At 70.1% G+C, this 26,728-nt stretch carries 24 protein-coding genes and 1 pseudogene; 15 read left to right on the top strand and 10 right to left on the bottom strand.

Going from position 1 to position 26,728, the window contains the following annotated elements; all coding sequences use genetic code 11:
- Window positions 1-276 precede the first annotated feature (276 nt).
- From ychF to ACFP2T_RS01560, 5 genes and pseudogenes are all read left to right on the top strand, one after another.
- The gene (gene ychF / locus ACFP2T_RS01580) at window positions 277-1,365 is read left to right on the top strand and encodes a redox-regulated ATPase YchF (protein WP_377416443.1); all 1,089 of its coding nucleotides are present in this window, start codon (window positions 277-279) and stop codon (window positions 1,363-1,365) included.
- Window positions 1,366-1,533: 168 nt separating this feature from the next.
- Window positions 1,534-1,761 (top strand): annotated as a pseudogene (locus tag ACFP2T_RS01575) (type II toxin-antitoxin system RelE/ParE family toxin); the annotation flags it as partial.
- 1 nt (window position 1,762) lies between these two features.
- Entirely contained in the window at window positions 1,763-2,056 is a 294-nt protein-coding gene (locus tag ACFP2T_RS01570; RefSeq protein ID WP_377416441.1) for a HigA family addiction module antitoxin, read from the top strand.
- Window positions 2,057-2,382: 326 nt separating this feature from the next.
- Window positions 2,383-2,739 (top strand): VOC family protein, encoded by a 357-nt coding sequence (locus ACFP2T_RS01565; protein WP_377416439.1) that lies wholly within the window; start codon window positions 2,383-2,385, stop codon window positions 2,737-2,739.
- A 115-nt stretch (window positions 2,740-2,854) separates the two neighbouring features.
- Window positions 2,855-5,242, top strand: a complete 2,388-nt coding sequence (locus tag ACFP2T_RS01560; RefSeq protein WP_377416437.1) for an ATP-binding cassette domain-containing protein — start codon at window positions 2,855-2,857, stop codon at window positions 5,240-5,242.
- A 48-nt stretch (window positions 5,243-5,290) separates the two neighbouring features.
- Here ACFP2T_RS01560 and ACFP2T_RS01555 read toward each other — a convergent pair whose 3' ends face one another.
- Window positions 5,291-5,653 carry a PH domain-containing protein gene (locus ACFP2T_RS01555; protein ID WP_377416435.1) on the bottom strand — a complete coding sequence of 121 codons (363 nt, stop codon included), beginning with the start codon at window positions 5,651-5,653 and terminating at the stop codon, window positions 5,291-5,293.
- 82 nt (window positions 5,654-5,735) lie between these two features.
- Complete coding sequence (locus tag ACFP2T_RS01550; RefSeq protein WP_377416433.1) at window positions 5,736-6,047, bottom strand: 4a-hydroxytetrahydrobiopterin dehydratase; 312 nt, start codon at window positions 6,045-6,047, stop codon at window positions 5,736-5,738.
- 184 nt (window positions 6,048-6,231) lie between these two features.
- Between ACFP2T_RS01550 and ACFP2T_RS01545 the strand changes: the two genes are divergently transcribed.
- Window positions 6,232-6,705, top strand: a complete 474-nt coding sequence (locus ACFP2T_RS01545; protein WP_377416431.1) for a (deoxy)nucleoside triphosphate pyrophosphohydrolase — start codon at window positions 6,232-6,234, stop codon at window positions 6,703-6,705.
- A gap of 61 nt (window positions 6,706-6,766) precedes the next feature.
- On the opposite strand, the gene ACFP2T_RS01540 is transcribed toward ACFP2T_RS01545, so the two are convergent.
- The 8 genes from ACFP2T_RS01540 to ACFP2T_RS01505 all read right to left on the bottom strand — a co-directional run bounded on the left by ACFP2T_RS01540 (window position 6,767) and on the right by ACFP2T_RS01505 (window position 16,873).
- Window positions 6,767-7,840: a succinate dehydrogenase/fumarate reductase iron-sulfur subunit gene (locus tag ACFP2T_RS01540; protein ID WP_377416429.1), complete on the bottom strand. Its 1,074-nt coding sequence runs from the start codon at window positions 7,838-7,840 to the stop codon at window positions 6,767-6,769.
- Window positions 7,840-9,765 carry a fumarate reductase/succinate dehydrogenase flavoprotein subunit gene (locus tag ACFP2T_RS01535; RefSeq protein WP_377416427.1) on the bottom strand — a complete coding sequence of 642 codons (1,926 nt, stop codon included), beginning with the start codon at window positions 9,763-9,765 and terminating at the stop codon, window positions 7,840-7,842. The genes ACFP2T_RS01540 and ACFP2T_RS01535 overlap by 1 nt, the downstream gene beginning before the upstream one ends.
- Before the next feature lie 12 nt (window positions 9,766-9,777).
- Window positions 9,778-10,599, bottom strand: coding sequence for a hypothetical protein (locus ACFP2T_RS01530; protein WP_377416425.1), 822 nt, complete (start codon window positions 10,597-10,599; stop codon window positions 9,778-9,780).
- Window positions 10,600-10,962: 363 nt separating this feature from the next.
- Window positions 10,963-11,685, bottom strand: coding sequence for a hypothetical protein (locus tag ACFP2T_RS01525; protein WP_377416423.1), 723 nt, complete (start codon window positions 11,683-11,685; stop codon window positions 10,963-10,965).
- 112 nt (window positions 11,686-11,797) lie between these two features.
- Complete coding sequence (locus tag ACFP2T_RS01520; protein ID WP_377416421.1) at window positions 11,798-13,192, bottom strand: TldD/PmbA family protein; 1,395 nt, start codon at window positions 13,190-13,192, stop codon at window positions 11,798-11,800.
- 58 nt (window positions 13,193-13,250) lie between these two features.
- Window positions 13,251-14,687 carry a TldD/PmbA family protein gene (locus ACFP2T_RS01515; protein ID WP_377416419.1) on the bottom strand — a complete coding sequence of 479 codons (1,437 nt, stop codon included), beginning with the start codon at window positions 14,685-14,687 and terminating at the stop codon, window positions 13,251-13,253.
- Window positions 14,688-14,894: 207 nt separating this feature from the next.
- Window positions 14,895-15,545, bottom strand: a complete 651-nt coding sequence (locus ACFP2T_RS01510; protein ID WP_377416417.1) for a response regulator — start codon at window positions 15,543-15,545, stop codon at window positions 14,895-14,897.
- Window positions 15,542-16,873: a sensor histidine kinase gene (locus tag ACFP2T_RS01505; protein ID WP_377416415.1), complete on the bottom strand. Its 1,332-nt coding sequence runs from the start codon at window positions 16,871-16,873 to the stop codon at window positions 15,542-15,544. The genes ACFP2T_RS01510 and ACFP2T_RS01505 overlap by 4 nt, the downstream gene beginning before the upstream one ends.
- A 111-nt stretch (window positions 16,874-16,984) precedes the next feature.
- Between ACFP2T_RS01505 and ACFP2T_RS01500 the strand changes: the two genes are divergently transcribed.
- The 9 genes from ACFP2T_RS01500 to ACFP2T_RS01460 all read left to right on the top strand — a co-directional run bounded on the left by ACFP2T_RS01500 (window position 16,985) and on the right by ACFP2T_RS01460 (window position 26,695).
- Window positions 16,985-17,518 (top strand): hypothetical protein, encoded by a 534-nt coding sequence (locus ACFP2T_RS01500; protein ID WP_377416413.1) that lies wholly within the window; start codon window positions 16,985-16,987, stop codon window positions 17,516-17,518.
- Window positions 17,515-18,594 carry an efflux RND transporter periplasmic adaptor subunit gene (locus ACFP2T_RS01495; RefSeq protein ID WP_377416411.1) on the top strand — a complete coding sequence of 360 codons (1,080 nt, stop codon included), beginning with the start codon at window positions 17,515-17,517 and terminating at the stop codon, window positions 18,592-18,594. Before ACFP2T_RS01500 ends, ACFP2T_RS01495 begins: the two co-directional genes overlap by 4 nt.
- Window positions 18,591-19,112 (top strand): ABC transporter ATP-binding protein, encoded by a 522-nt coding sequence (locus ACFP2T_RS01490; protein ID WP_377416409.1) that lies wholly within the window; start codon window positions 18,591-18,593, stop codon window positions 19,110-19,112. The genes ACFP2T_RS01495 and ACFP2T_RS01490 overlap by 4 nt, the downstream gene beginning before the upstream one ends.
- Window positions 19,109-20,296, top strand: a complete 1,188-nt coding sequence (locus ACFP2T_RS01485; RefSeq protein ID WP_377416407.1) for an ABC transporter permease — start codon at window positions 19,109-19,111, stop codon at window positions 20,294-20,296. Before ACFP2T_RS01490 ends, ACFP2T_RS01485 begins: the two co-directional genes overlap by 4 nt.
- 272 nt (window positions 20,297-20,568) lie before the next feature.
- Window positions 20,569-21,639, top strand: a complete 1,071-nt coding sequence (locus ACFP2T_RS01480; protein WP_377416405.1) for an ABC transporter ATP-binding protein — start codon at window positions 20,569-20,571, stop codon at window positions 21,637-21,639.
- Window positions 21,636-22,697 (top strand): ABC transporter ATP-binding protein, encoded by a 1,062-nt coding sequence (locus ACFP2T_RS01475; RefSeq protein WP_377416403.1) that lies wholly within the window; start codon window positions 21,636-21,638, stop codon window positions 22,695-22,697. The genes ACFP2T_RS01480 and ACFP2T_RS01475 overlap by 4 nt, the downstream gene beginning before the upstream one ends.
- A gap of 42 nt (window positions 22,698-22,739) precedes the next feature.
- Window positions 22,740-23,762, top strand: coding sequence for an ABC transporter permease (locus ACFP2T_RS01470; protein ID WP_377416401.1), 1,023 nt, complete (start codon window positions 22,740-22,742; stop codon window positions 23,760-23,762).
- Between the two features lie 9 nt (window positions 23,763-23,771).
- The gene (locus ACFP2T_RS01465; protein ID WP_377416399.1) at window positions 23,772-24,770 is read left to right on the top strand and encodes an ABC transporter permease; all 999 of its coding nucleotides are present in this window, start codon (window positions 23,772-23,774) and stop codon (window positions 24,768-24,770) included.
- 170 nt (window positions 24,771-24,940) lie between these two features.
- Complete coding sequence (locus ACFP2T_RS01460; protein ID WP_377416397.1) at window positions 24,941-26,695, top strand: ABC transporter substrate-binding protein; 1,755 nt, start codon at window positions 24,941-24,943, stop codon at window positions 26,693-26,695.
- The last annotated feature ends 33 nt before the right edge of the window (window positions 26,696-26,728 follow it).

The raw sequence follows: 26,728 nt of genomic DNA, 5'->3' as shown, positions 1-26,728 counted from the left end.
GCCTCGATGGTGCCCCGCCCGGAGCGGGATGACTCGCGGAAATCGGACCTGAGCGTGCGCCGTGGGCCGACGGTGGCCGGAGTCACCACCACGGCGGTGGCGAGGAGCCGGACGAGGGCGGACGCGCCCGCCCTCGTGGGACCGGCTCGACCGTCGCGTCGGCTCGGCTCGCCCGTCGCGTGGGCCGCGCCGGAGGCTCCGTAGACTTCACCCTTGGGCCGGACCGGTGGACCACGCCGGGTCGCGAGAGGCAACGAGAGAGGCAGTCGCGTTCGCATGACTTCACTGACCATCGGCATCGTCGGCCTGCCCAACGTCGGCAAGAGCACCCTGTTCAACGCGCTGACCAAGAACGACGTACTCGCGGCCAACTATCCGTTCGCCACCATCGAGCCGAACGTCGGGGTGGTCGGGCTGCCGGACGAGCGGCTGGGCAAGCTCGCGGAGATCCACGACTCGCAGAAGGTCATTCCTGCCCCGGTCTCGTTCGTCGACATCGCCGGCCTGGTCCGGGGGGCGTCCAAGGGCCAGGGTCGGGGCAACGCCTTCCTCGCCAACATCCGGGACGCCGCCGCGATCTGCCAGGTGGTACGGGTCTTCTCCGACCCCAACGTGGTGCACGTCGACGGCAAGGTCTCGCCGGGCGACGACATCGAAACGATCAACACCGAGCTGATCCTGGCCGACCTCCAGACGATCGAGAAGGCGCTGCCCCGGCTGGAGAAGGAGGCGAGGGTCCGCAAGGATCGGGCCGCCGCCGTCACCGCCGCGAAGAAGGCGGCCGAGCTGCTCGACACCGGGGTCACCCTGTACGCGGGCGCGGCCAAGGCCGGCATCGAGGTGGCGGAGCTGCGCGAGCTGCACCTGCTGACCACCAAGCCCTTCCTGTACGTCTTCAACGTCGACGAGGCGGAACTCAACAACGCCGACCTGCTGGACGAGCTGCGCCTGCTGGTCGCACCGGCAGAGGCGATCTTCATGGACGCCAAGGTCGAGTCGGAACTGACCGACCTGCCCGCCGACGAGGCCCGGGAACTGCTGGAGTCGATCGGGCAGTCCGAACCGGGACTCGACCAGCTGATCCGGGTCGGTTTCCGGACGCTCGGGCTGCAGACGTACCTGACCGCCGGGCCGAAGGAGGCGCGGGCCTGGACCGTGCCGATCGGGGCGACCGCCCCGGAGGCCGCCGGTGTGATCCACTCCGACTTCCAGCGCGGTTTCATCAAGGCCGAGATCGTCTCGTACGGCGACCTGGTGGCCGCCGGCTCGATGGCCGCCGCCAAGGCCGCCGGCCGGGTCCGGATCGAGGGCAAGGACTACGTGATGCAGGACGGCGACGTGGTGGAGTTCCGCTTCAACGTCTAGTCAAATTGTCGTTCGACATCTGGGTCTCGGGGTCGGCTGCGTTGCGTGGCGGAGCTTACGCTTAACGCGTGACGTTATTGACGCTTCGCGTTAACTTGGCCAGTGATCCGGTCCTTCGCTAATCGAGAGACCGAGTGACTCTGGCAGCGTGAGCGGGTCAGGTCTCTCGACGCTCGGGTCCTCCGGACGGCGCTGAGGAAGCTGACGCTCCTCGACGCTGCGGTGGCTCTCGACGACCTTCGCGTCCCGCCAGGTAACCGGTTGGAGGGGCTCAAGGGTGACAGAAAGGGCCAGCACAGCATCCGGATCAACGACCAGTGGCGGATCTGCTTCATCTGGACCGAAATTGGTCCAGAAGGCGTCGAGATCGTCGACTACCACCAGGGAGGTGGCTGAGATGAGCAAGCTGGCCCCGATCCACCCTGGCGAGGTGCTGATGGAGGACTTCATCGTCCCGCTCGGGATTACACAGCACAAGGTTGCCGTGGCCATCGGCGTACCGCCCCGGCGGATCAACGAGATCGTCCACGGCAAGCGGCGTATAACGGCCGACACCGCCCTCCGTCTCTCGCGCTACTTCCGCACTACGGACCTGTTCTGGATCAATCTGCAGAACAGGTATGACCTTGAGGTAGAGAAGGATGCGCTCGGCGATGCGCTCGACAGCATCCAGCCGCTCCAGTCGGCGTGACGGGCGCCTGTCGGGGGGTCGACCCAGACGTTGACCGGCGACGTGACGTGGTGGAGTTCCGCTTCAGCGTCTGAAAACAGCCCCGTCTGGGCATTCTCAGCTTTCGCCTCACGGACCGGGTCGACATGTCGACCCGGTCCGTGAGGCACCGCGCGGCCGACCCGACGGCGGCGAGGCCGCCGTGCGTGCCCCGCGGACGGCTGAGCAGAGTGATCAGGAATCAAGAAGCGCAGGTCACGGGCCCGCAACTAGCCTTGCCGCCATGGACGTCAGCCCGACGATTCCAGCATCCTCAGGCGATGTGACCGACGGCTTCAGGAGTGACCATGACCGGTTCTTCCACCCGGGGAATCAAGACCGTGCTGCATCCCGTGTCCGACCTAGCGGCGGCCAAGGCGGTGTACACCGCCCTGCTCGGGGTGGCGCCGCAGGTCGACGAGCCCTACTACGTCGGCTTCGAGGCCGCCGGCCAGCAGATCGGGCTGGTGCCGGGCGCTGGATCGCAGGGCATGACCGCACCGGTTGCCCACTGGCACGTGTCGGACATCGAGGCGAAGCTGGCCGAGGTGACCGCTGCGGGTGCCACCGTGAAGGAGCCCGTACGCGATGTTGGCGGCGGCCGCCTGGTGGCGACCGTCACCGATCCCGATGGCAACGTCCTCGGGCTGCTTCAGGATCGCTGAGTGCCGATTGGTTAGATCGAGCTGAGCTGGGTGACGCCGACGGAGACCGCGAAGACGGATCCGCCGGACAGATGGAGAGAAGACGGACCGCCGGACAGATGGAGAGAGGACGAGCATGGCCCCGAGGACGGACACGCAGTCGCCCGCGCCGCACGTTGCCGACACCCATGATCTGATCCGCGTGCACGGCGCCCGCGTGAACAACCTCAAGGACGTCAGCGTCGAGATCCCGAAGCGCCGGCTGACGGTGTTCACTGGCGTCTCCGGCTCGGGCAAGAGTTCGCTGGTGTTCGGCACGATCGCCGCGGAGTCGCAGCGGATGATCAACGAGACCTACAGCGCCTTCGTGCAGGGCTTCATGCCGACGCTGGCGCGGCCGGAGGTCGACGTACTCGAAGGGCTGACCACGGCGATCATCGTCGACCAGCAGCGGATGGGTGCCGATCCACGCTCCACGGTCGGCACCGCCACCGACGCCAACGCGATGCTGCGGATCCTCTTCAGCCGGCTCGGGCAGCCGCACATCGGCTCGCCGCAGGCCTTCTCCTTCAACGTCGCCTCGATCAGTGGCGCGGGTGCGGTCACCGTGGAGCGCGCCGGACAGACCGTGAAGGAGCGTCGCAGCTTCAGCATCACCGGCGGCATGTGTCCGCGGTGCGAGGGCCGGGGCACGATCTCCGACATCGACCTCACCCAGCTCTACGACGACTCCAAGTCGATCGCCGAGGGCGCGTTCACCATCCCCGGCTGGAAGTCGGACAGCTGGTGGACGGTGCGGACGTACGCCGAGTCGGGCTTCCTCGACCCGCACAAGCCGATCCGCAAGTTCACCAAGAAGGAGATGCAGGACTTCCTCTACCGGGAGCCGACCAAGGTGAAGGTCGAGGGCGTCAACCTCACCTACGAGGGGCTGATCCCCAAGATCCAGAAGTCGTTTCTCGCCAAGGACCGGGAGGCGATGCAGCCGCACATCCGGGCGTTCGTGGATCGGGCGGTCACCTTCACCACCTGTCCCGACTGCGGTGGCACCCGGCTCAGCGAGGCGGCCCGCTCGTCGCGGATCGGCGGGATCAACATCGCCGACGCCTGCGCGATGCAGATCAGCGACCTGGCGGTCTGGGTTCGCGGCCTCGACGAGCCGTCGGTCGCGCCGTTGCTCGCCACGCTGCTGGGGACCCTCGAATCGTTCGTGGAGATCGGGCTGGGCTACCTCTCGCTCGAGCGGCCGGCGGGCACGCTGTCGGGCGGCGAGGCGCAGCGCGTCAAGATGATCCGCCACCTCGGCTCCTCGCTCACCGACACCACCTACGTCTTCGACGAGCCCACCATCGGCCTGCACCCGCACGACATCCAGCGGATGAACGACCTGCTGCTGCGGCTGCGGGACAAGGGCAACACGGTGCTCGTCGTCGAGCACAAGCCGGAGGCGATCGCGATCGCCGACCACGTCGTCGACCTCGGCCCCGGCGCCGGTACGGGGGGCGGCACCGTCTGCTTCGAGGGCACCGTCGAGGGGCTGCGGGCCAGTGGCACCATCACCGGCCGCCATCTCGACGACCGGGCCGCCCTCAAGGAGAAGGTGCGGACGCCCAGCGGCCAGCTCCCGATCCGCGGTGCGACGGCGCACAACCTGCGGGACGTCGACGTCGACATCCCGCTCGGGGTGCTGGTCGTCGTCACCGGTGTCGCCGGCTCCGGCAAGAGTTCCCTCGTGCACGGGTCTATCCCGGCCGGCGAGGGCGTCGTGTCGATCGACCAGGCCGCGATCCGCGGCTCGCGACGAAGCAACCCGGCGACGTACACCGGACTGCTCGACCCGATCCGCAAGGCGTTCGCGAAGGCCAACGGCGTGAAGCCGGCGCTGTTCAGCGCGAACTCCGAGGGCGCCTGCCCCAACTGCAACGGCGCCGGTGTCATCTACACCGACCTGGCGATGATGGCCGGCGTCGCCACCGTCTGCGAGGAGTGCGAGGGGAAGCGGTTCCAGGCGGCGGTGCTGGAGTACCACCTCGGCGGCCGCGACATCAGCGAGGTGCTCGCGATGTCGGTGACCGAGGCCGAGGAGTTCTTCGGCGCGGGCGAGGCGCGTACGCCGGCCGCGCATGCCATCCTCGACCGGCTCGTCGACGTCGGGCTCGGCTACCTCAGCCTCGGCCAGCCGCTCACCACGCTGTCCGGTGGCGAACGGCAGCGGCTCAAGCTGGCCACCCACATGGCCGAGAAGGGTGGCGTCTACGTCCTCGACGAGCCGACCACCGGCCTCCACCTCGCCGACGTCGAGCACCTGCTCGGCCTGCTCGACCGGCTCGTCGACTCCGGCAAGTCGGTCATCGTCATCGAGCACCACCAGGCGGTGATGGCGCACGCCGACTGGATCATCGACCTCGGCCCCGGCGCCGGTCACGACGGGGGCCGGATCGTCTTCGAGGGCACCCCGGCCGACCTCGTCGCCGCCCGTTCCACCCTCACCGGCGAGCACCTCGCGGCCTACGTCGGCGCCTGACGGACGGTCCGGCCCGGTACCGGTCGATACCGGGCCGGACCACATCGGTCAGGAGATGTAGTGCAGGATCACGTTGTGTACGTGGTGGCTCTTCTTGTCGCCCCGGAACTCCACCTCGTAGGTGTGGGTGCCGACGTGGATCGCGATGGCGCCGGTGGAGAAGAACGAGCCACCCCATGACTTGTTGCTGACCACGCTCACGCTGGTGATCTTCGAGTACGGGATGCTGGTGATGGCGAACTTCTTGCCGATGAACGACTTGTCCTGGATGATCACGCGCCGGTCGGTCAGGCCGATGAACCCGGTACCGGCCCCGATCGCGTCGTAGACGGCGATGACCTGCTCTCCGTCGAGCAGCCCGCTCTGGATCTGCTGGAACTGCTCCCGACGGTCATAGGTAACGTTGGCCATGATCCGAGAGTAGGAGGGCGGCGCCACCACGGCGACGCCAGCGAGGCGTCGTCGGTCGACGGCACCGCCCGGCTCGCGGGGGTCAGGGGGTGCTGGTCACCGCGCGGTACACGTCCTCGATCCGGGCGGCGAGGGTGACCTCGCCCTCGGTGATCTCTCCCGCGTCCCGGGGGCCGATCTTGATCTGGGTGTGTCCGTCCAGCCGGCGGATCTCCGGGCGGAGATGCAGGGCGTCCGCGATGATCTTCACGCGTTCGGTGAGGGCCGCGTGCTGGGTGTCGTCGAGGATGAGGGTCCGTTTGATCTGCTGTCCCTCGCGGGTCCAGCCGCCCAGTAAGGTGAGTGCGTCAGTCAGGTAGTCACGGTCCATCCGGCCACCCCACAGAGCACGCATCGCCATACCTCCCAGGCGTCGTTGCCGGCTTGTGGCCAAATCGTCGCCATCCCGTGTCTCGGTCGGTGCTCCCTAGTCTGTCGCTGAGCGGCTGGTGTGTCCACGTCCACCCTTCCGTGTTCTATTGGCCGTGGGGCCGGGTCCGCTACCCGAATTCCCGATTGATCTGGCACGCTGGACGCCCGTGCAGACCGAATGGGCGAGCGGTAACGGCCGCGATGAGTCGACTGGGGGATTCGCCGGCCACGGCCGACGGGAGCCGAAGGTCGTGGTGGGGGCGGCGATCATCGTCGCCGGGCGGGTACTGGCCTGTGCCCGGTCGAGTCCGCCGGAGACGGCGGGCCGGTGGGAGTTTCCGGGCGGCAAGGTCGAGCCCGGCGAGACCGAGGCGGCGGCGCTGGTCCGGGAGTGCGCCGAGGAACTCGGGGTACGGGTCGAGGTCGGTGACCGGATCGGTCGAGATGTCCGGATGGGACACCGCTCGGTGCTGAAGGTGTTCGCCGTCCGGCTCGTCGGCGAGGACCAGCCGCAGCCGCTGGAGCACTCCGAGTTGCGCTGGTTGCGCCCGGAGGAGCTGGACAGCGTGCCGTGGCTGCCCGCGGACGTACCGATCGTGGCGGCTCTGCGCCCGATCCTCGCCGCGGCCGACCCGTCCTGACCTGCTCAGACGAAACGGGGGCGGCCGATCGGCCACCCCCGCCCGTCGCGCCAGGTCGGAATCAGTCCTTCTGCTCCGGGTGGCTGTAGTTGAGCCCGTCGGCCGGCAGCGGGAACGTCACGTCGTCGCCGAACGGGGACGGCGCGGCCGCCCGGTCGAAGGTGAACTCGCTGATCGGCAGGCGACCACGTGAATCGGTCGACGGTGCCGTCGGGTGCGGCACCTGCCGGTTCCAGTGCACGCCCCGCTCGGCGTCGCCCTCGGACTCCGGGTCGTGCGACCCGCCGGCCACCGAGTGCACCTCGCCGAGCTGGTCAGGATCGCGCGGGGTCTGGTCACCCTCGCTGTGCCCACGTCGGAAGATCTTGCTACCCAGCCACACAAGAGGATCGTACCGTCGGTCGACGACGCGTTCCTTCATTGGGATGATCGCGTTGTCGGTGATCTTGATGTGCTCCGGGCAGACCTCGGTGCAGCACTTGGTGATGTTGCAGAAGCCGAGGCCCTGCGACGCCTGTGCGTACTCCTTCCGGTCGGTCTTGGTGTCGAGCGGGTGCATGTCCAGCTCGGCGGCCCGGATGAAGTAGCGCGGCCCGGCGAACGCCTGCTTGTTCTCCTCGTGGTCTCGGACCACGTGACAGGTGTTCTGGCACAGGAAGCACTCGATGCACTTCCGGAACTCCTGCGACCGCTCGACGTCGACCTGCTGCATCCGGTACTCGCCGGGGGCCAGGTCCTCCGGCGGCGCGAACGCCGGCGTCTCCCGGGCCTTCTCGTAGTTGAACGAGACGTCCGTGACCAGGTCCCGGATGATTGGGAAGGTACGCAGCGGGGTGATGGTGACCGTCTCGGTCTCCTCGAACGTCGACATCCGGGTCATGCAACCCAGCCGGGGCATGCCGTTGATCTCCATCGAGCAGGAGCCGCACTTGCCGGCCTTGCAGTTCCACCGGCAGGCCAGGTCGGGAGCCTCGGTCGCCTGGAGCCGGTGGATCACGTCGAGGACCACCTCGCCCTCGTTGACCTGGATCTGGTAGTCGGTCAGCTCGCCACCGGACTCGTCGCCGCGCCAGACCTTGAAATTGCGGGTCGTGGGGGCCTTGCCGGTGCCACCCGTACCGTTCTCCTTGCCCATTACTTGGCCGCCTCCTCAGCGTGCGCGTCCCCGGTGAGGGCGTCGAAGTCCGCCAGTTCCTCGTCGGTCAGGTACTTGGACAGTTCGGTGCGGTCGAAGAGCTGGATCAGCTCCGGACGGATCTTCGGCAGCGGCTTGTGCTCCAGCCGCACCTTGTCGCCGTCGAGCGAGCAGACCAGGTTGACCGTGCGCCACGTCGGCGCCATGGTCGGGAAGTCCTCCCGGGTGTGCCCACCCCGGGACTCCTCGCGTTCCAGGGCCGCCCGCGCGGTGCACTCCGAGACGACCAGCATGTTGCGCAGGTCCAGCGCCAGGTGCCAGCCCGGGTTGTAGCGACGGCCGCCGGCCACGGCCACCCGGGTCACCCGGTCGCGCAGGTCGGCCAGCTTGACCAGCGACTCCTCCAGCTCACCCTTGCGCCGGATGATGCCGACCAGGTCGCCCATCACCGCTTGGAGGTCCTGCTGCAACGTGTACGGGTTCTCCCCGCCCTCGCGCTCCAGCGGGGCCAGCGCCCGGTCCACCGCGGCCTCGACGTCGGGCGACGACACCTTCGGCCGGGCGGCGAGCGCGTCGGCGTACGCCGAGGCGTGCTCGCCGGCCCGCTTGCCGAAGACCAGCAGGTCGGAGAGGGAGTTCCCACCGAGCCGGTTGGAGCCGTGCATGCCCCCGGAGACCTCACCGGCGGCGAACAGCCCCTGCACGTGCCCGGCCGCCGCGCCACTGTCCGGATCGACCTCCACGCCACCCATCACGTAGTGGCAGGTCGGCCCGACCTCCATCGGTTCGGCGGTGATGTCGACGTCGGCCAGCTCCTTGAACTGGTGGTACATCGACGGCAGTCGCCGACGTACCTCCTCGGCCGGCAGGCGGCTGGCGATGTCCAGGTAGACGCCGCCGGCCGGCGTACCCCGACCGGCCTTGACCTCGCTGTTGATCGCCCGGGCGACCTCGTCGCGGGGAAGCAGCTCCGGCGGGCGCCGGTTGTTGTCCGGGTCGCTGTACCAGCGGTCCGCCTCCTCCTCGGTCTCCGCGTACTGCTTGCGGAAGACGTCGGGGACGTAGTTGAACATGAACCGCTTGCCCTCGGAGTTTTTCAGCACCCCGCCGTCACCCCGGACCGACTCGGTGACCAGGATGCCCTTCACCGACACCGGCCAGACCATGCCGGTCGGGTGGAACTGGAGGAACTCCATGTTGATCAGCGTGGCGCCGGCCCGCAGCGCCAGCGCGTGCCCGTCCCCGGTGTACTCCCAGGAGTTCGAGGTCACCTTGTACGACCGGCCGACGCCGCCGGTGGCCAGCACGACGGCCGGGGCCTCGAAGAGGACGAACTCGCCGGACTCGCGGTAGTAGCCGAACGCTCCGGCGATCCGGTCCCCGTCCAGCAGCAGCTCGGTGATCGTGGTCTCCGCGAAGACCTTGATCCGGGCCTCGTAGTCGCCGTGCGTCTTCTTGTCCTCCTGCTGCAACGAGACGATCTTCTGTTGCAGGGTGCGGATCAGCTCCAGCCCGGTACGGTCACCGACGTGCGCGAGCCGGGGGTACTCGTGCCCACCGAAGTTGCGCTGCGAGATCTTCCCGTCCTTGGTGCGGTCGAAGAGCGCGCCGTACGTCTCCAGCTCCCAGATCCGCTGCGGTGACTCCTTGGCGTGCAGCTCGGCCATCCGGAAGTTGTTGAGGAACTTGCCGCCCCGCATGGTGTCCCGGAAGTGGACCTGCCAGTTGTCCCGGCTGTTCACGTTCCCCATCGCGGCGGCGGCACCGCCCTCGGCCATCACCGTGTGGGCCTTGCCGAACAGCGACTTGGAGATGATCGCGGTCCGCTTCCCGGCGAGCCGGGCCTCGATCGCCGCGCGCAGGCCGGCACCGCCGGCACCGATGACGACGACGTCGTAGTGGTGTCGTTCGATTCGGGTAGTCATGTCAGAGGCCCTTTAGTTGATGAACCGCAGGTCGTTGAACCAGTCGGCGGAGAGCGCCATGACGTAGAAGTCGGTGAGCGCCAGGGTGCCCAGGGTGATCCAGGCGAGCTGCATGTGCCGGACGTTGAGCTTGGAGACCACGGTCCAGAACCGGTAGCGGACGGGGTGCTTGGAGAAGTGCTTCAACCGGCCACCGGCGATGTGCCGGCAGGAGTGGCAGGAGAGCGTGTACGCCCAGAGCATCACCACGTTGCCCAGCAGGATCAGGTTGCCCAGCCCGAAGCCGAAGCCCTCGGGGCTGTGGAAGGCGAGGATCGCGTCCCAGGTGTTGATCAGCGAGATGATCATCGCGGCGTAGAAGGCGTACCGGTGCAGGTTCTGGCCGACCAGCGGGAAACGGGTCTCGCCGCTGTACGTCTTGTGCCCGTCCGGCACGGCGCAGGCCGGCGGCGAGAGCCAGAACGACCGGTAGTACGCCTTGCGGTAGTAGTAGCAGGTGAGCCGGAACAGCAGCAGGAACGGCAGGGTCAGCGCCGCGTCCGGGATGATCCACCAACCGGGCAGGATCCGGCCGAAGTGCGCCGCCTCCGGGATGCAGCTCTCCGTGACACACGGTGAGTAGAACGGGGTCAGGTAGTGGTACTCCTCGACCCAGTAGAAGTCGTGCATGAAGACGCGCACCGTGGCGTAGGTGATCCAGGCGCCGAGCCCGACCACCGTGATCAGCGGCGCGAACCACCAGCGATCGGTACGCAGGGTTTTTGCCGCGATGGCTGCGCGGGAACGCGCGCCCCCCGGCAGTCCGGCCATAGGTGGGGCCGACCTCGTAGTCATCTATGTCTCCCTGACGGGGCCCGGTCTGGCTGACGGGCACGGATGGTGTTTCCGGCGGGGCGCGCGGGCAGGGGAAGCCCCGCAGCCGCGCTACCTGCGTCCGCGTCGGTGCACACGTTACGCCGCACGATGACGGGCACATGCGCAAGGGAGTCTCGCGGGTTTCCCGTCGGTTACGAAAGTCCTGTCGACGGATCCGGGCATGGTTGTGCATAACTTCACTCGGCGCCACCGCCACGTCGCGTCCGACGCCGCCACCTGCCGCGCTGTCCCCAGAGGCCGATCGGGCGCGTACCGGTCAGCTGCGGTTCACCGGTCGGGTCCGGTTCGCGAATGGGGTGCGGTTCGCCGGTCGGGTGCGGTTCACAGGTCGGGTGCGGCCAGCCGTCGGGCGGCGGCGGCACACGACTCCGGGCCGCGTTCCAACCGGTCCAGCACCGGTCGGCCGGCGCGGTCCTGCGGCGCGATGAAGAACGCCGGCTCGCCGCTCGTCACCTGCCGGTCGAGGGCGTCGGCGTAACTGGTCCGGGCGTCGACCAGTTCCCGCCACGACTCACTCCGGCCGTCGTGAGCGACGTCGCCGTCATCGTCCTCGTCGTCGCTCCACCATCCGCGTAGTCGCTCGACTTCGGACAGGAACGGCCGGACCGCGGCGTTCTCGTCGCGGATCGCCGCTGCCCGCTGACCCGGGTTGGCAGCCGCGCCGGGCGGGCTCAGCCGGTTGAGGCGCTTCTCCAAGTCGCGGCAGGCGGACTCGGCGCGGGCCTGCGCCGTCCGTCCGCGGTCGGCCTCGTGGGCGAGCCGGCCAAGGCCGGCGGCGAACGCCCCGAGACAGCCGCAGACCAGCAGGACCAGCACCGCCGCGCCCGCGATGCCCCCGCCGATCAGCCAGCGGCGCCGCCGGGCGGTCGGATCGGGTCGACGCCGCGCCGCCCCGGCCGGCTGGCCGGTCGGAGCCGGGGGTACGTCGGCAGCGGTGTCCCGGTCGGCCGGCTCCGCGGGGCCGGGCGGTACGGAACGTCCCGGCCCGCCCCGGGCAGGGGCACTCGCGTCGTCCTCGGCGGGGGTGGTCGCGTCGTCCGTCACGCCACACAGTCAAGCACCGACGCGCGAACGGGGCATCCCCGCAGTCGGGGCACCCCGACAATCAGGACATCCCGGTCCCGTCGCGCGGCACATCGACAAGCACGGTGTCCCTTCAGCCCGAGGCGCCGCCCGTGAAGTTCCACGACGCCAATCGCAGTGCCGGTGCCGACCACCAACCGTTGCTGAAGGTCTGGGACTGCAGTGCGGTGTGCCGGCCCACGCCGAGCACCGCACCCGGCGCGAGCGCCTGTGGATAGGACTGGGTGAACCGGAAGTTCTGTACGGCCGCCGCGACCTCGCCGTCCTCGATCAGCCAGACGCCGTTGCGGGTGAGTCCGGTGACGACCAGGCTCCTCGGATCGAGTACCCGGGTGTACCAGAGGTCGGTGACCAGCAACCCCCGACGGACCTCGGCGACCAGTGCGGCGGTGTCGGAGTCGACGACCGGGCCGGAGACCTCGCCTGCCCTGGTCAGGCCGTTGTGCGACGGAGCCGGTACGAGCCGCAGATGCAACGGGACCGGCCCGGTCGCGGCACCGCCCGGCACCGCCTGCCCGGTGGAGGTGACTCCCGCGCCGGCCTCGGCGGCGGTTCGCCGGTCGTGTGCGACGGCGGTGGTGACGCCGTGCTCGACCAGCGCGACCGGGGTCCGGGGGGTGCCTTCGGCGTCGAACGGCAGCGCCGGACCGGCCAGCGCGTCGTCCACCAGGGTGATCGCCCGGTCGAACTGCTCGGTGCCGGGTGCGGCGAAGGACCTCTGCTCGTTGTACGCCTTGCCGTTGAACCCGTACGTCGCGAGGTTCTGTAGGAGGTCGGCGACGGCGGTCGGCTCCAGCACCACCTCGTAGCGCCCGGGTGCCAGTTCGACCGGGGCGACGCCGGCCCGCGCCTTCACCGACGCCCGGGCCCCGAGCACCCCGCCGAGCAGGTCTCCGAGCCGGAACGAGCTGAGCCGGGCGACGCCGTCGGCTCCACCGCACCGGGCGATCCCGTCCATCGCGGCCTCGGTGCTCCGGCCGGTGACCGAGTGCCCGGCGCTGTTGGCGAAGGCTCCCTCCCGGCGTCCGGTACGGCAGTAGCCGGCCGCCTCCAGGCCGCCGGCCGTCTCGACGAACTCCCGTACCCGCTCGGCCCGCTGGTCGGCGGAGGCCGCGGCGGTGGACTCGTCCCAGTTGCCGGTGCCGTCCGGTTCCGTGGGCGGGGTGAGACCCGGCCAGCCCGGGTCGGGCGGGCAGTGCCGGGCCGCCGCGACGGTACGTTCGACGAGGTCGCGCAGTCCCGCCGGGGTGACCACGGTGGACGAACCGCTGGCGGTCCGGCCGTCGAGGTGCAGCCGCAGCCGTACCGAGGTGGCGGCCTCGCCGATGTTCTGGTGGATGAAGGAGTTCGCGAACCGGGTCAGTGCCAGGTCCGCCCGCTCGGCGCCGACCTCCGCCTGCGCACCGGGCCCGGCAACCTGTCGGACCAGTTCGACGACCTGACCGGCGAGGTCGAGTGGGGACGTCATCGCTGCCTCCGTTCCCGCGCGTGCACCTGTCTCCTTGGGTTCATCCGTGTCCTCGCGCTCACCCGCGCACCCCGACCCGGACGCCGGTGAACCGGGCGGGCGCGGCCGGATGTCCGGTGTGGCCGATCTGTCCCGGCTGTCCCTTACCGCAGTTCGGCGTTCCCCAGGCGATGCTCTCCGAGGAGAGCATGTCCATCGACCGCCAGAAGAGGGGGCCGATTCCGGTGTAGGTCGGGTTGCGCAGCATCCGGCCCCGTCGGCCGTTCTTCACCTCCCAGCCGATCTCGCAGCCGAACTGGAAGTTGAGCCGCTTGTCGTCGATCGACCAGGAGCGGTTGAGATCCATCAGTACGCCGTCGTCGGTTGCCGCGATCATCTCGTCCAGGGTGTGTGGACCGGGCTCCAGGCCGACGTTCGTCATCCGTACCATCGGCAACCGGGCCCAGCCGTCGGCCCGGACGCTGCCGGCGTAGTCCAGTCCTGCGATGGCGGCCGAGTCCCGCCCGGCCAGCGTGCCGACCCAGCGACCCTCGCGGACCGCGTCGCGCCGGGTCGCCGGGGTGCCCTCGTCGTCGAAGCCGAAACTGCCCAGCGCCCCCGGGATCGTCGGGTCGATGGTGATGTTCATCAGCTCGGAGCCGTACCGCAGGACGCCGAGCTGGTCCAGGTCCAACCATGAGGTACCGGCGAAGGCGGCTTCCCAGCCCAGGATGCGGTCCAGTTCGATCGCGTGTCCCACCGACTCGTGGATCTGTAGCGCCATCTGTTCGCCACCGAGGATGAGTGTGGTCTCCCCCGCCGGGCAGACCGGGGCGGTGACCAGTTCGCGGGCCTCCTCGGCGATCCGGGCGGCGTGCGCGGTCAGGTCGAGCCCGTCGATCAGTTCCCAGCCCTGGGTGCCGTACTGGCCCCGGTAGCTGGGATAGGAACGCCGCTGGGTCTCGCCGTCCCCGATCACCGTGGCCGAGATCCCGGCACCGCACTCCCGGATGTGCTGGTCGATCCGGTGTCCCTCGCTGGAGACGAACCACTTCCGGGTGTCCCAGATCTGGTACAGCCCCTCGGCCTGGTCGGCGCCGTGCTCCTGGGACGTCCGGGTGGCCCGGACCAGCAGGTCGCCCTTGTCGGACAGCGGTACCGACAGCGGGTCGACGGCACACGGGGAACTCCACGAGCCGGTACTGGCGGGCATCGGCACGAGCTTGCTGCCGGGACCGGCGACCCGGCCGCTGGCGGCGGCGATCCGCGCGGCCCGCTCACCCGCCGTCCGGGCCGCCGTGGCGGTGAGATCGGGTACGGCGTAGAAGCCCCAGCCCGAACCGACCAGCGCACGTACCCCGAGCCCGGCGCTCTCGTCCTGGGTGACGGACTCGATCTCGCCGTTGCGGGCGGACATCGACTCGTAGCGGCGGTGCATCACCCGCGCGTCGGCGTACCGGGCTCCGGCGTCGAGGGCCGCCTGGACCGCCGCCGTCGCCACGTCGAACTCGGCCATCGGCCTCTCCTCGCTGCGCTCGTGGTCACTCCGCCGCCGGCCGAACCGGCGGGACCGGATCGGTACGGCGTGACCGACCGCCGGATCCGGCAACCGATCATGGAACGACCTTATGCGAGGAGCCGGGGTCACCGCCCGGGTAGCAGGCTCTCCGGTCGGATTTCTACCGTGGCCGGTTCGGCAGCGGGACCCGGTGGCGCATCCTCGTCACGCCGTGCCGCTCTGGTACGCGTAGATGACGGCGTGGATGCGGTCGCGCAGCCCCAGCTTGGCCAGGATCCGGCTGACGTGGGTCTTGACGGTACCCTCGCTGATCACCAGCCGGCCGGCGATCTCCTGGTTGGACAGCCCTTCGGCGATGAGCTTGAGCACGTCGCGCTCGCGGGCGGTGAGCGTGCCCAGCGGTGTGGTGTCGGCGATCCGTGGACGGGTGGCGACGAAGTGCTCGACCAGCCGGCGGGTGACGGCCGGTGCGGCGACGTTGTGCCCACCGACGACGGCGCGCACGGCCTGTAGCAACTCGCCGTCGAGCGAGTCCTTGAGCAGGAACCCGGCCGCGCCCGCGCGGAGCCCTGCGTAGACGTACTCGTCGAGGTCGAACGTGGTCAGGATGATCACGTATGGCGGCTCGTCCGGCGGGTGGGCGACCCGGAGCCGGCGGGTCGCCTCGATGCCGTCGATGCCCGGCATGCGTACGTCCATGAGCACCACGTCCGGTCGGGCCTGCGCGGCCACGGTCAGGGCCTGTAGCCCGTCGGCGGCCTCGCCCACCACGGTCATGTCGTCGGTGCCGTCGAGGATCATGCGGAAGCCGGCCCGGACGAGGGCCTGGTCGTCGGCGATGACGACGCGGATCACGCGACCAGCTCGCGGGACGTGCCGACGGCGAGCGGGAGCTGCGCCGACACCTCGAAGCCGCCGTTCTCGACCGGGCCGGCCCGGAGGACACCGCCGAGGGCATGCACCCGCTCGGTGATGCCGCGCAGCCCGTTCCCGGGCGACGGTGGCGGGACCGGTGCGCCGCCGTCCGTGACCCGGACGCCCAGCCCGTCAGGGCCGAAGTCGAGCGCGACAGTGCAGCCGGCACCCGGGGTCGCGTGCTTGAGGGTGTTCGTGAGCGCCTCCTGCACGATGCGGTACGCCGCCAGCTCGATGACGGCCGGCAGCGTCGCCGGCTCGCCGGTGACCCGGAAGTCGACCGGCGTACCGCTGTCGCGTACCCGGTCGACCAACTCGGACAGGGTGGCGAGGCTGGGCTGGGGCGCCAGCTCGGCGCGCGGCTCGGCGCGTACCAGGCCGAGCAGCCGGCGCATCTCGGCGAGCGAGGCGCGGCCGGTGGTGACGATGTTGGTCAGCGCGGCCTCGGTGCGTTCCGGTTGCCGGCTGAGAATGGCTCGGGCGCCCTGTGCCTGGACGACCATCACGGACACGCCGTGCGCCACGACGTCGTGCAGCTCGCGAGTGATCCGGCTGCGCTCGGCGGCGACCGCGAGCGCGGTGCGCTGCTGTTGCTCGCGTTCGAGGTCGTCGGCGCGGGCCTGCAGGATGGCGAGGTGGGCACGCCGGGTCCGCGCGCTGTCGGCGACCGCCCAGGTGGCGGCGAGCAGCAGGGCGGGCACCGCCGCCGCCCTCGTCGCGTTCAACAGGATCGGCAGCGCCTCCCCGTGCAGGACGGCGTAGACCGTGTCGCCGAGCCGGGGGTAGTCGGTGCCCGGAAACCCGGCGTTGAGCGGGCCGTCGGCCACCGCGCCCGTCACGGTCGCCAGGCACCCGACGAACAGCAGCGCCTCGGCGAGGACCAGGACGGCGACGACGTTCCGGCGGGCATGGGCCGAGCCGGCCAGGGCATACATGGTGACCAACACGGCAGCGTCCATCGGCGGGGACTTGATGACCGGGTCGAGCAGGTGGACGCCCACCGGGCCGACGGCCAGGAGCATCGCGGTGAGCGGCCAGCGGTGCCGCAGGACGATCGCGACGGCCGAGGGCACACTGGCCAGGCACCACCAGATCACGTGGGTGCGCCAGGCGTCGACCGAGCCGAACTTGAGAAGTACCTTCTCGTCCGGCGTGCCGAACATGAGCCTGGATTCGCTCCACAGCAGGGTGGCGGCGGCGAGCAGGAGGATCAACGCCGCGTCGAGCCAGATCCGGCGCGCCGTCACGCGAAGCGTCGTCGGCTGCATTGCCCCAACGTACGTGCGCGGTAGGGGCGGGGCATCTGTCTTCCGACAGACCCCGGAGATCGATCGACCGGCAGACGCGGGGTGCCGGCCCGGAACGCCAACCTGGAAGGCATGACCTACCGACCTTTCGTCGTGCTGGCCGTGCTCGTCGTGCTGGCCGGGGGCCTGCCGGCCTGCTCGTCCGGCGGTGCCGATCCGTCCGGCGCCTCCCCGAAGCCGAGCGCCGACGCCGCGCAGGCGCTGGAGATCGCCCGCCGTTTCGCGCAGTGCGCGCGTGACCACGGGTACCCGGACTTCCCCGATCCCGTGATCGACGGCGCGAAGCTGACGTACGGGGACTGGGGGCCCGAGGTCCAGGAGCAGAGCCGTGCGGTGGGCGAGGTGCCCGAGTGCAAGGCGATCCAGGACCAGATCCGGGCGCTCGGCGACGCCGACTCGGCCCCCAGCGCGGCCGACCTGGAGAGGCTGAAGCAGTTCGCCCAGTGCCTGCGTGACCAGGGGATCACTGGCTGGCCCGACCCGAAGACGGACGGCAGCTTTCCGATCATCGGTACGCCACTCCAGTCGGAGGCCAAGTCCGATCGCACCCGCGCCGCCATGACTGCGTGCAAGCAGCACTGGGACCGGGGGTTCCGGGTCTCATGAGGATCCGGTGGTGGGTGGCGGCGGGCGCACTGCTCGCCGTGGCGGGCGTGGTCGGCTGGGCGGTCACCCGGGCGCCGTCGGCCGAACCGGTCGCCGGGCCACAGGTGCGTACGACGACGGCCCCGCTGACCCGTGGCGACGTGACGGCCCGGGTCCAGGTCGCCGGCGTGCTCGGCTTCGACAGGGCGTACACGGTCGTCAACCGGTTGCCCGGCGGCGTGGTCACCGCCGTGTCGGCACCCGGGACGCAGGTGGCCCGCGGCGCCGAGCTGTACGCGGTGGCCGGCGTCCCGGCTGTCCTGATGTACGGGACCACGCCCGCGTACCGGGACTTCGCCGCCGGCATGACCGACGGCGCCGACGTCCGGCAGTTGGAACAGAACCTCGTCGGGCTCGGCCTGGACCCGCGGCGCCGCATCACGGTCGACCGGCACTTCAGCGGTGCCACGGCGAGCGCGATCCGGCGTTGGAAGGCGGCCCGGGGCGTGCCGGTGGCACAGCGCACCGGGCGGCTGGCGTTCGGGCAGGTCGTCTTCCTGCCCGGCCCGGTCCGGGTCGGGCAGGCCGTCGTCGAGGTCGGCGGGTCGGCCGTGCCGGGTGCGCCGGTACTGGCGGCGACCGCGACCGCCCGGGTGGTGCGGGTCGCGCTCACCGCCGACCGGCAACCGACGGTCCACCCCGGAGACCCGGTCCGGGTCACCGTCCCCGGGCTGGCCGAGGCGGTCTCCGGGACCGTTCGGGAGATCGGCACCGTGGCCACGGCGCCCAGCCAGGGCCCGGGGCCGGCGACGGTGCCCATGGTCGTCACCGTGACGCTGCCGGCCGGCGCGCCGGCGCTCGACCAGGCGCCGGTGCAGGTCTCGGTCACCGGGGCGCAGCGGCGCAACGTCCTCCTGGTACCGGTGACCGCGCTGCTCGCCGGGGCGTCCGGCGGCTACCAGGTCGCCGTCGCCGACGACGCCGGCCGGCGGCTCGTACCCGTGCGGCCGGGTCTGTTCGACGAGGCCGCCGGCACGGTCGAGGTCACCGGCGACGGGCTGGCCGAAGGCACGCCGGTCGAGGTGCCGGTGTCGTGAGTGACATCGTGCTCGCCCTGGAGAACGCCGGCCGGACGTACCCCGGCAGGCCACCGGTCGAGTCGCTGCGCGGGGTCGACCTGACCGTGCGTGCCGGCGAACTGGTGGCCGTCGTCGGCCCGTCCGGCTCCGGCAAGACCACGCTGCTCAACCTCGCCGCCGGGCTGGACCGCGCTACCACCGGCTCGGTCCGGCTCGCCGGGCAGGCCGTCGAGAAACTGTCCGACCGGCGGCTCTCCGGCCTCCGGGCGTACGCGCTGGGCGTGGTGTTCCAGTGCCAGCGCGTCGCCATCGCCCGCGCCCTGGTCGGCCGGCCGGCGCTGATCCTCGCCGACGAGCCGAGCGGCAACCTCGACAGCGCCAACGGCGCGCAGATCCTCACGCTGCTGCGGGACCTGCACACCGACGGCGTCACGCTGCTCGTCATCACGCACGACGCCACCGTCGCGGCCGCCTGCCCGCGCCGGGTCCACCTCCGCGACGGCCGGATCGTCGCCGACACCGGACGGACCGAATGATTTCCCGGGTACGCGCCGCGGACCTGCTCCCGCTGGCGACCATCGGCATGCGCAGCCGACCTCAGCGAGCCGTACTGTCCACACTGGGCATCGCGATCGGCATCGCCGCCATCGTCGGCGTCCTCGGCATCACCCGCTCCAGCCAGGCCGATCTGCTGGCCAGCATCGACCGGCTGGGTACCAACCTGCTCACCGTGGTCAACGGGACCACGGTCGACGGCGACGAGGCGCGGCTACCGGAGCACGCCGCCATCGGCGTCGCCCGGACCGACGGCGTACGTCGGGTCACCGCCACGGCCGATCTGGCCCAGGTACAGGTGTTCCGGACCGACCGCGTGCCCCCGTACCGGACCGGTGGCATCGAGGTCCGCGCCACCGCCCCGTCCCTGCTCGACACGCTCGACGGGCAGGTGGACACCGGTGTCTTCCTCAACGAGGCCACCGCGCGGTACCCGGTCGTGGTGCTCGGCCACGACGCCGCGTCCCAACTCGGCATCGACCGCGTCGACGCCGGAACCCGGGTCTGGCTCGGCGGGCACTGGTTCGTCGTCGCCGGGGTGCTGCACCCGTTCGAACTCGCCCCGGAGATCGACCGGGCCGCCCTGATCGGCCTGCCGGTCGCCGCCGAGCACTTCGGCTTCGACGGTCACCCGACCCGCCTGTACGTGCGGGCGGACACCGATCGGACCGCGCTGGTCGCCACCATGCTGGCCCGGGCGACGAACCCGGCCGAGCCGAACACCGTCGACGTCAGCCGGCCCTCCGACGCGCTCGCCTCGCGGCTGCTCGTCGCCGACTCGGTCACCTCGCTGCTCCTCGGCCTCGGCGCGATCGCGCTGCTCGTCGGTGGTGTCGGGATCGCGAACGTGATGGTCATCTCGGTGCTCGAACGCCGTACCGAGATCGGCCTCCGGCGGGCACTCGGGGCCGCGCGCTGGCACATTGCCGCCCAGTTCCTGAGCGAATCGCTGCTGCTGTCCGCGCTCGGCGGGGTGGCCGGCGCGATGCTCGGCACTGCGGCCACCTATGCCGTCGCCACGTCGCGCGGCTGGCAGACCCTGGTACCGATGACCGGGGTCTGGGGCGGCCTCGCGGCGGCGCTCGTCATCGGCGCCGTGGCCGGCCTGTACCCGGCGGGCCGGGCCGCGCGCCTCAACCCCACCGACGCCCTCCGGGCATCGTGACGTCACAGGATGATCGCCCGTTGGGGATTGCTTCCCTCGTGGGCGAAGCGCCGGGGTCGACAGGGATGGACCGGAACCACTTGAATAGGACGATCGGTCGGCCCCCCCGGCTGACCTGGGTGGGTACGTCGGGTGGGCGACGAAGTTCGGTACCTGGAGGTTATTTTCACTCTCCGTACTCTGCTGTAGGTTATCTTCACCCGCTCTCTGGTGACGCAGATCCGCCGGATGAGCAGCGGAAACCGGTGACGGGGCAGGGAGAGGAGGACGGGGTGGAAACGGCATCGACCGCCTCCACGACCTCGGGGGCCGACCCGTACCTCCGGGTCCAGGACCTGCGGGTGCGTTTCCGGACCGAGGACGGCGTGGTGCGGGCGGTCGACGGGGTCTCGTTCGCCGTCGAGCGTGGTCGCACCCTCGGCATCGTCGGCGAGTCCGGCTCGGGCAAGAGCGTGACCAGCATGGCCGTGCTCGGCCTGCACGACCCGAGGCGTACGGAGATCAGCGGTGAGATCCGGGTCGGCGGGCGGGAGATCGTCGGGCTCGCCGATTCCGAGTGCCGCAAACTGCGCGGCCGGGACATGGCGATGGTCTTCCAGGATCCGCTCTCCGCACTCCATCCCTACTATCCGGTGGGACGGCAGATCGCCGAGGCGTACCAGGTGCACCATCCTGGCGTCGGTCGGCGTGCGGCGCGGCGCCGGGCGATCGAGATGCTGGACCGGGTCGGCATCCCACAGCCGGCGCGGCGGGTCGACGAGTACCCGCACGAGTTCTCCGGCGGCATGCGGCAGCGGGTGATGATCGCGATGGCGCTGGTCAACGATCCCGACCTGCTGGTCGCGGACGAGCCGACGACGGCGCTGGACGTCACCGTGCAGGCACAGATCCTCGACCTGCTGGCAGACCTGCAGACCGAGTTCAACTCGGCGATCGTCCTGATCACACACGATCTCGGCGTGGTCAGCCAGGTCGCCGACGACGTACTGGTGATGTACGCCGGGCGGGCCGTCGAGCACGGCAGCGTCGAGCAGGTACTGCGGCGGCCACAGCATCCGTACACCTGGGGGTTGCTCTCCAGCGTGCCGTCGTTGCACGGTGACGCCGAGGCGGACTTGTTGCCGATCGCCGGCAACCCGCCGAGCCTGATCAATCTTCCGTCCGGTTGCGCGTTCCACCCCCGGTGCCGGTACGCCGGCCAGAACGGCGACCGCTCAAAGAGCGAGATACCCGAACTCCGGCCGGTGACCGAGGCCGGTCACCTGGTCGCCTGCCACCTGCCCGAGGCCGAGCGCCAGCGGCGGTACGCCGACGAGATCGCCTCGGTGGGGGTGGCCCGATGACAGTGGTGGAATCGGAACCCGCGCCGCTTCCGGCGGAGCCGTCCCGGCCGTCCGACGATCCACTGTTGGCGGTGACCGGGCTGACCAAGCACTTCCCGGTGCGCGGCGGTTTCCGCCAGCACGGCGTGGTGCGGGCGGTGGACGGGCTGGACTTCGAGGTCCGGTCGGGGGAGACGCTGGGGCTGGTCGGCGAGTCGGGCTGCGGCAAGACCACCACCGGACGGCTGCTGGTACGCCTGCTGGAACCGACCGGCGGCCGGATCGTCTTCGAGGGGCGGGACATCACCCACGCCAGCCGTGCACAGATGCGGCCCCTGCGCCAGGACCTACAGATCATCTTCCAGGACCCGTACGCCTCGCTGAACCCCCGGCACACCGTCGGCCGGATCGTGGCGATGCCGTTGCAGGTGAACGGGATCTCCCCGCCGGGCGGAGTGCGGCAACGGGTCCGGGAACTGCTGGAACTGGTCGGACTCAATCCCGAGCACTACAACCGCTACCCGCACGAGTTCTCCGGCGGCCAGCGGCAGCGGATCGGGATCGCCCGTGCACTGGCGCTCCGCCCGAAGCTGATCGTGGCCGACGAGCCGGTGTCGGCGCTGGACGTCTCGATCCAGGCGCAGGTCGTCAACCTGCTCCGCGACCTGCAACGGGAGCTGGGGCTGGCGTTCGTGTTCATCGCGCACGACCTCGCCGTCGTCCGGCACTTCTCCCAACGGATCGCCGTGATGTACCTCGGGAAGATCGTCGAGATCGGGGACCGGGCGGAGATCTACGGGCGACCGCGTCATCCGTACACCCGGGCGTTGTTGTCGGCCGTACCGGACGTCACGAAGCTGGGACCCGCCGGCCGGATCCGGCTCGCCGGTGACGTGCCCACGCCGCTCGACCCGCCGTCCGGCTGCCGGTTCCGGACCCGCTGCTGGAAGGCGCAGGACGTCTGTGCCACCGAGGAGCCGCCGCTCACCGCGCGCCTGACCGGGACCGGTTCGGTGGCCTGTCACTTCCCGGAGGAAGGCGACCTCGGTGCGGAGGGCATGGGTGAGCGTGAGGAGTGAGCCGGGTTTGCGAGCCCCGCAATCGCGATCGGAGAGCTTACGGTGAGTGAGCAGCAGGTGGCGGCGCCGGTCGGGGCCACCGCGGCGGCGGTCGGAAGTGGACCAGAGGCCGGCGGCGTGCCCGGGGCCGGGGCAAAGGAGTTCGTCGGTCGCTCGCCGGGGCAGCTCGCCTGGCTGCGGCTGCGCCGCGACAAGGTGGCCCTGGTCAGCGGCGGCGTGCTGATCTTCTTCGTCGTGTTGGCGGCGGCGGCCCCGCTGGTGGCGCGGCTGTACGGCAAGGGTCCGCAGGAGCGGTTCCCGGAGCGGCTGGACCGCAACGGCTTCCCGCTCGGCTACGCGGGTGTGTCCGGCGAGCACTGGTTCGGCATCCAGCCGGGCATCGGCCGGGACATCTTCATCCAGGTCGTCTACGGGCTGCGTACGTCGTTGATGATCGCCTTCATCGCGGCCGTCCTGACGATCGCCCTCGGCGTCGTGGTCGGCATCGTGGCGGGGTACGTCGGTGGCTGGGTCGACGCCGTGATCAGTTGGGTGATCGACCTGGCGCTGGCCTTTCCGTTCTACATCTTCTGCTTCGCGCTGGTGCCGCTGGCCGTCAACCAGTTCTACGGGCCGCGTGACGAAGTGTCGCCCTGGTTCCGCCCGTCACTACTGGTGCTGATCTTCGTCCTGTTCAACTGGACCATCTCGGCGCGGCTGGTCCGGGGCCAGGTGCTCTCGCTGCGGGAGCGGGAGTTCGTGGAGGCGGCCCGTGCCTCCGGCGCCGGCCTGGGACACATCCTGTTCCGGCAGCTGCTGCCCAATCTCTGGGCGCCGATCCTGGTGACCTTCTCGCTGAACGTGCCGGCGCTGATCACGGCGGAGGCCGCGTTGTCGTTCCTCGGTATCGGTGTGCTGGAGCCGACCCCGGACCTCGGTCGGCTGATCAACGACAGCGTGCGGTACCTGCGGGACGTACCCAGTTTCACCATCGTGGGTGGGACCACGCTCTTCCTGCTGGTGCTGGCGTTCAACCTCTTCGGCGACTCGTTGCGCGACGCGCTCGATCCGAAGTCGAGCAGGTAGGGGGCGTCCGTGCTGCGGTTCCTGGTCAAGAAGACGCTGCTCGCGCTCAGCACGCTGCTCGCGGTCAGCGTCATCACCTTCGGAATGTTCTTCGCGGTGCCGAACAACCCGGCCGAGCTGATGTGTGGGGACAGCAAGAACGTCTGTAGTCCGGAGCGGATCGAGATGATCGAGCGCCGGATGGGGCTGGACCGGCCGATCGCCACCCAGTACGGCGACTTCATGCGGGGCATCTTCGTCGGCCGGACCATCGGCAGCGGCGAGACGGCCCGGGACTGTCCGGCGCCCTGCCTGGGCTTCTCGTTCCGCAACGACGAGCCGGTCAGTGGGATCGTCGGGCGTACCCTGCCGGTGACCCTGAGCATCGTCTTCGGCGCGGCCGTCGTCTGGCTGGTGCTGGGCCTGTCCATCGGGATGGTCTCGGCGCTGCGGCGCGGCACCGTCTTCGACAAGGTCGCGGTCGGTACCTCGCTGGTCGGCGCCTCCATGCCGATCCTGCTCTTCGGGCCGCTGCTGCTGATCGGCCTGGTCTACGAGACGGGGCTGCTGAGCTATCCCCGCTACACCCCGATCACCCAGAATCCGGTGGCCTGGGCGTCGGCGATGATCCTGCCCTGGTTCGCGTTGGGCTTCCTCAACTCCGCGACCTACGCCCGGCTGGCCCGGGCGCAGATGCTGGAGACACTCTCCGAGGACTTCGTCCGGACCGCGCGGGCCAAGGGACTACCCAAGATCAAGGTGTACGGCCGGCACGCGCTCCGCGCCGCGATCACCCCGATCATCACGATCGCCGGGCTGGACCTGGGCGCCTACCTGGGCGGCACGGTGATCACCGAGACGGTCTTCGGGTTCACCGGGCTCGGCCGGACGGCGCTGAACGCCGCGCTGAACCTGGACATGCCGATCGTGATGGCGACGGTGCTGCTCGCGGCGGTCTTCGTCGTCGCGGCCAACGTCCTGGTGGACCTGCTGTACGCGGTGGTCGATCCCCGGGTCCGGCTCGGATGAGCGGCGTCGGCGGCGAAGGCCCGGCCCGGGACCTCGCCCGGGGCGGCGTGCGGAAACGTTGTCCCATCGTTACTGCTATGAAACTTACCTTCATGCCAGCTTGCGTGAATATTTCTTTCAGAAGATCAGTGCCGATCCAACCCGCGAGAACGAGACCAGGAGGAATTCCTATGCGACCCAGGCTCGCGGTGGCCGCGACGAGCGCCGCGCTCGTACTCGCGTCCACCGCGCTGACCGCCTGCTCGGAGAACACCGGCGAGAACGGCGACTCCGACAACGGCGGCGGCAAACAGTTCACCAGTTCGATCGCGACCGACCCGAAGGACTCCCAGGGGCCGGCGGCAGAGGTGCCCGGCGCGAAGCCCGGCGGCACGCTGAAACTGATCCAGGAGGCCGACTTCGAGCACCTGGACCCGCAGCGCACCTACACGTTCTTCGGCATGGCGATCCAGCAGACCTTCCTGCGTACCCTGACCGTCTTCAAGGAGGACGGCAAGGGGAACGTCCTGCTCGTCGGCGACCTTGCCACCGACGCCGGCAAGGACGTCAACAAAGACTGCAAGACCTGGGAATACCGGTTGAAGGACGGCGTCAAGTTCGAGGACGGTACGCCGATCAAGGCGGCCGACGTGGCGTACGGGATCGCCCGGTCGTTCGAGGAGAGCATCGACGGCGGCCCGACGTACATCCAGGAGTGGCTGGCGGACAACTCGACCTACAACACGACCTACAAGGGCCCGTACACCTCGGGGACCGACACCGTTCCCGGGCTCACCATCTCCGACGACCGGACCCTGGTCTTCAACTTCGCCAAGCCGCACTGCGACCTGCCGTTCGCGCTCTCGCTGCCGACCTCGGTGCCGGTGCCGAAGGCCAAGGACACCAGGACCGAGTACGACCGCCAGGTGGTCTCCTCCGGCCCGTACAAGATCAAGGAGTACGTCAAGGACACCCGGTTCGTCCTGGAGCGCAACCCGAACTGGGACCCGAAGACCGACCCGCTGCGGCACAACTACCCGGACAGCATCGAGGTCGAGATCGGTCCCAACGACCAGGCCGCCACCGAGCGGGCGCTCGCCGGCCAGGGGGCGGACTCGGCGGCCGTGGCCTGGGACGAGGTGCCGCAGGCGCTGGTCAACCAGGTGCTGAGCGACACGTCCCTGGGTGAGCGGGTGCTGCGGAAGCCGGCCCCGTCGGTCTGGTACCTGAGCATCAACAACGAGCGGATCAAGGACGTCAAGGTCCGCCAGGCGATCGCGTACGCCATCGACAAGCAGGGACTGCTCGCCACCCAGGGCGGCGACGCGTCCGGCAAGCTGACCCACACCCTGCTCGCCGACACCACCATCGGCCAGACGAACTACCCGAACCCGTACGACGGCGGCCCGACCGGTAACCCGGAGAAGGCCAAGGAGTTGCTCGGCGGTCAGAAGCCGAAGTTGGTCTTCATGTCCCGGAGCACCGCCTTCGGTCAGCAGACCGCACCGATCGTCGAACAGAGCCTGGAGAAGGCCGGCTTCGACGTCACCGTGCAGTACATCGACGACCACAACCCGACCGCCCGTACCCGGGGCAACCCGTACGACATCTACCTGTCGAACTGGGCGGCGGACTGGCCGAGCGCGGTGTCGACCGTTCCGGTGCTGTGGGACGGCCGCAAGCTCGGCCCGAAGGGCAACTCCAACGTCTCGTACTTCAACGCCGACGACGTGAACGCCGAGATCGACCGGGTGAGCAACCTGCCGGCCGGTGAGGCGGGGCCGGAGTGGGCCAAGCTCGACCAGATGATCATGGAGAAGTACGTCCCGGTCGTGCCGCTCTACCAGGACAACACCTTCCTGGTGACCGGTGCCAAGGTGGGCGGCCTGCTCGTCTCCGAGCAGTTCGGCACCCCGGTCTTCTACAACAGCTACGTCAAGCCGTAGCGGTGTAAGGAAGGGCCCCTTCTTATCGCTTTC

The sequence above is a fragment of the Plantactinospora solaniradicis genome, from assembly GCF_042658085.1.
Classification (GTDB): Bacteria; Actinomycetota; Actinomycetes; order Mycobacteriales; family Micromonosporaceae; genus Plantactinospora; species Plantactinospora solaniradicis.
Note: the sequence above shows the minus strand (reverse complement) of the source record. Positions and strands in the feature narration are given on the sequence as shown.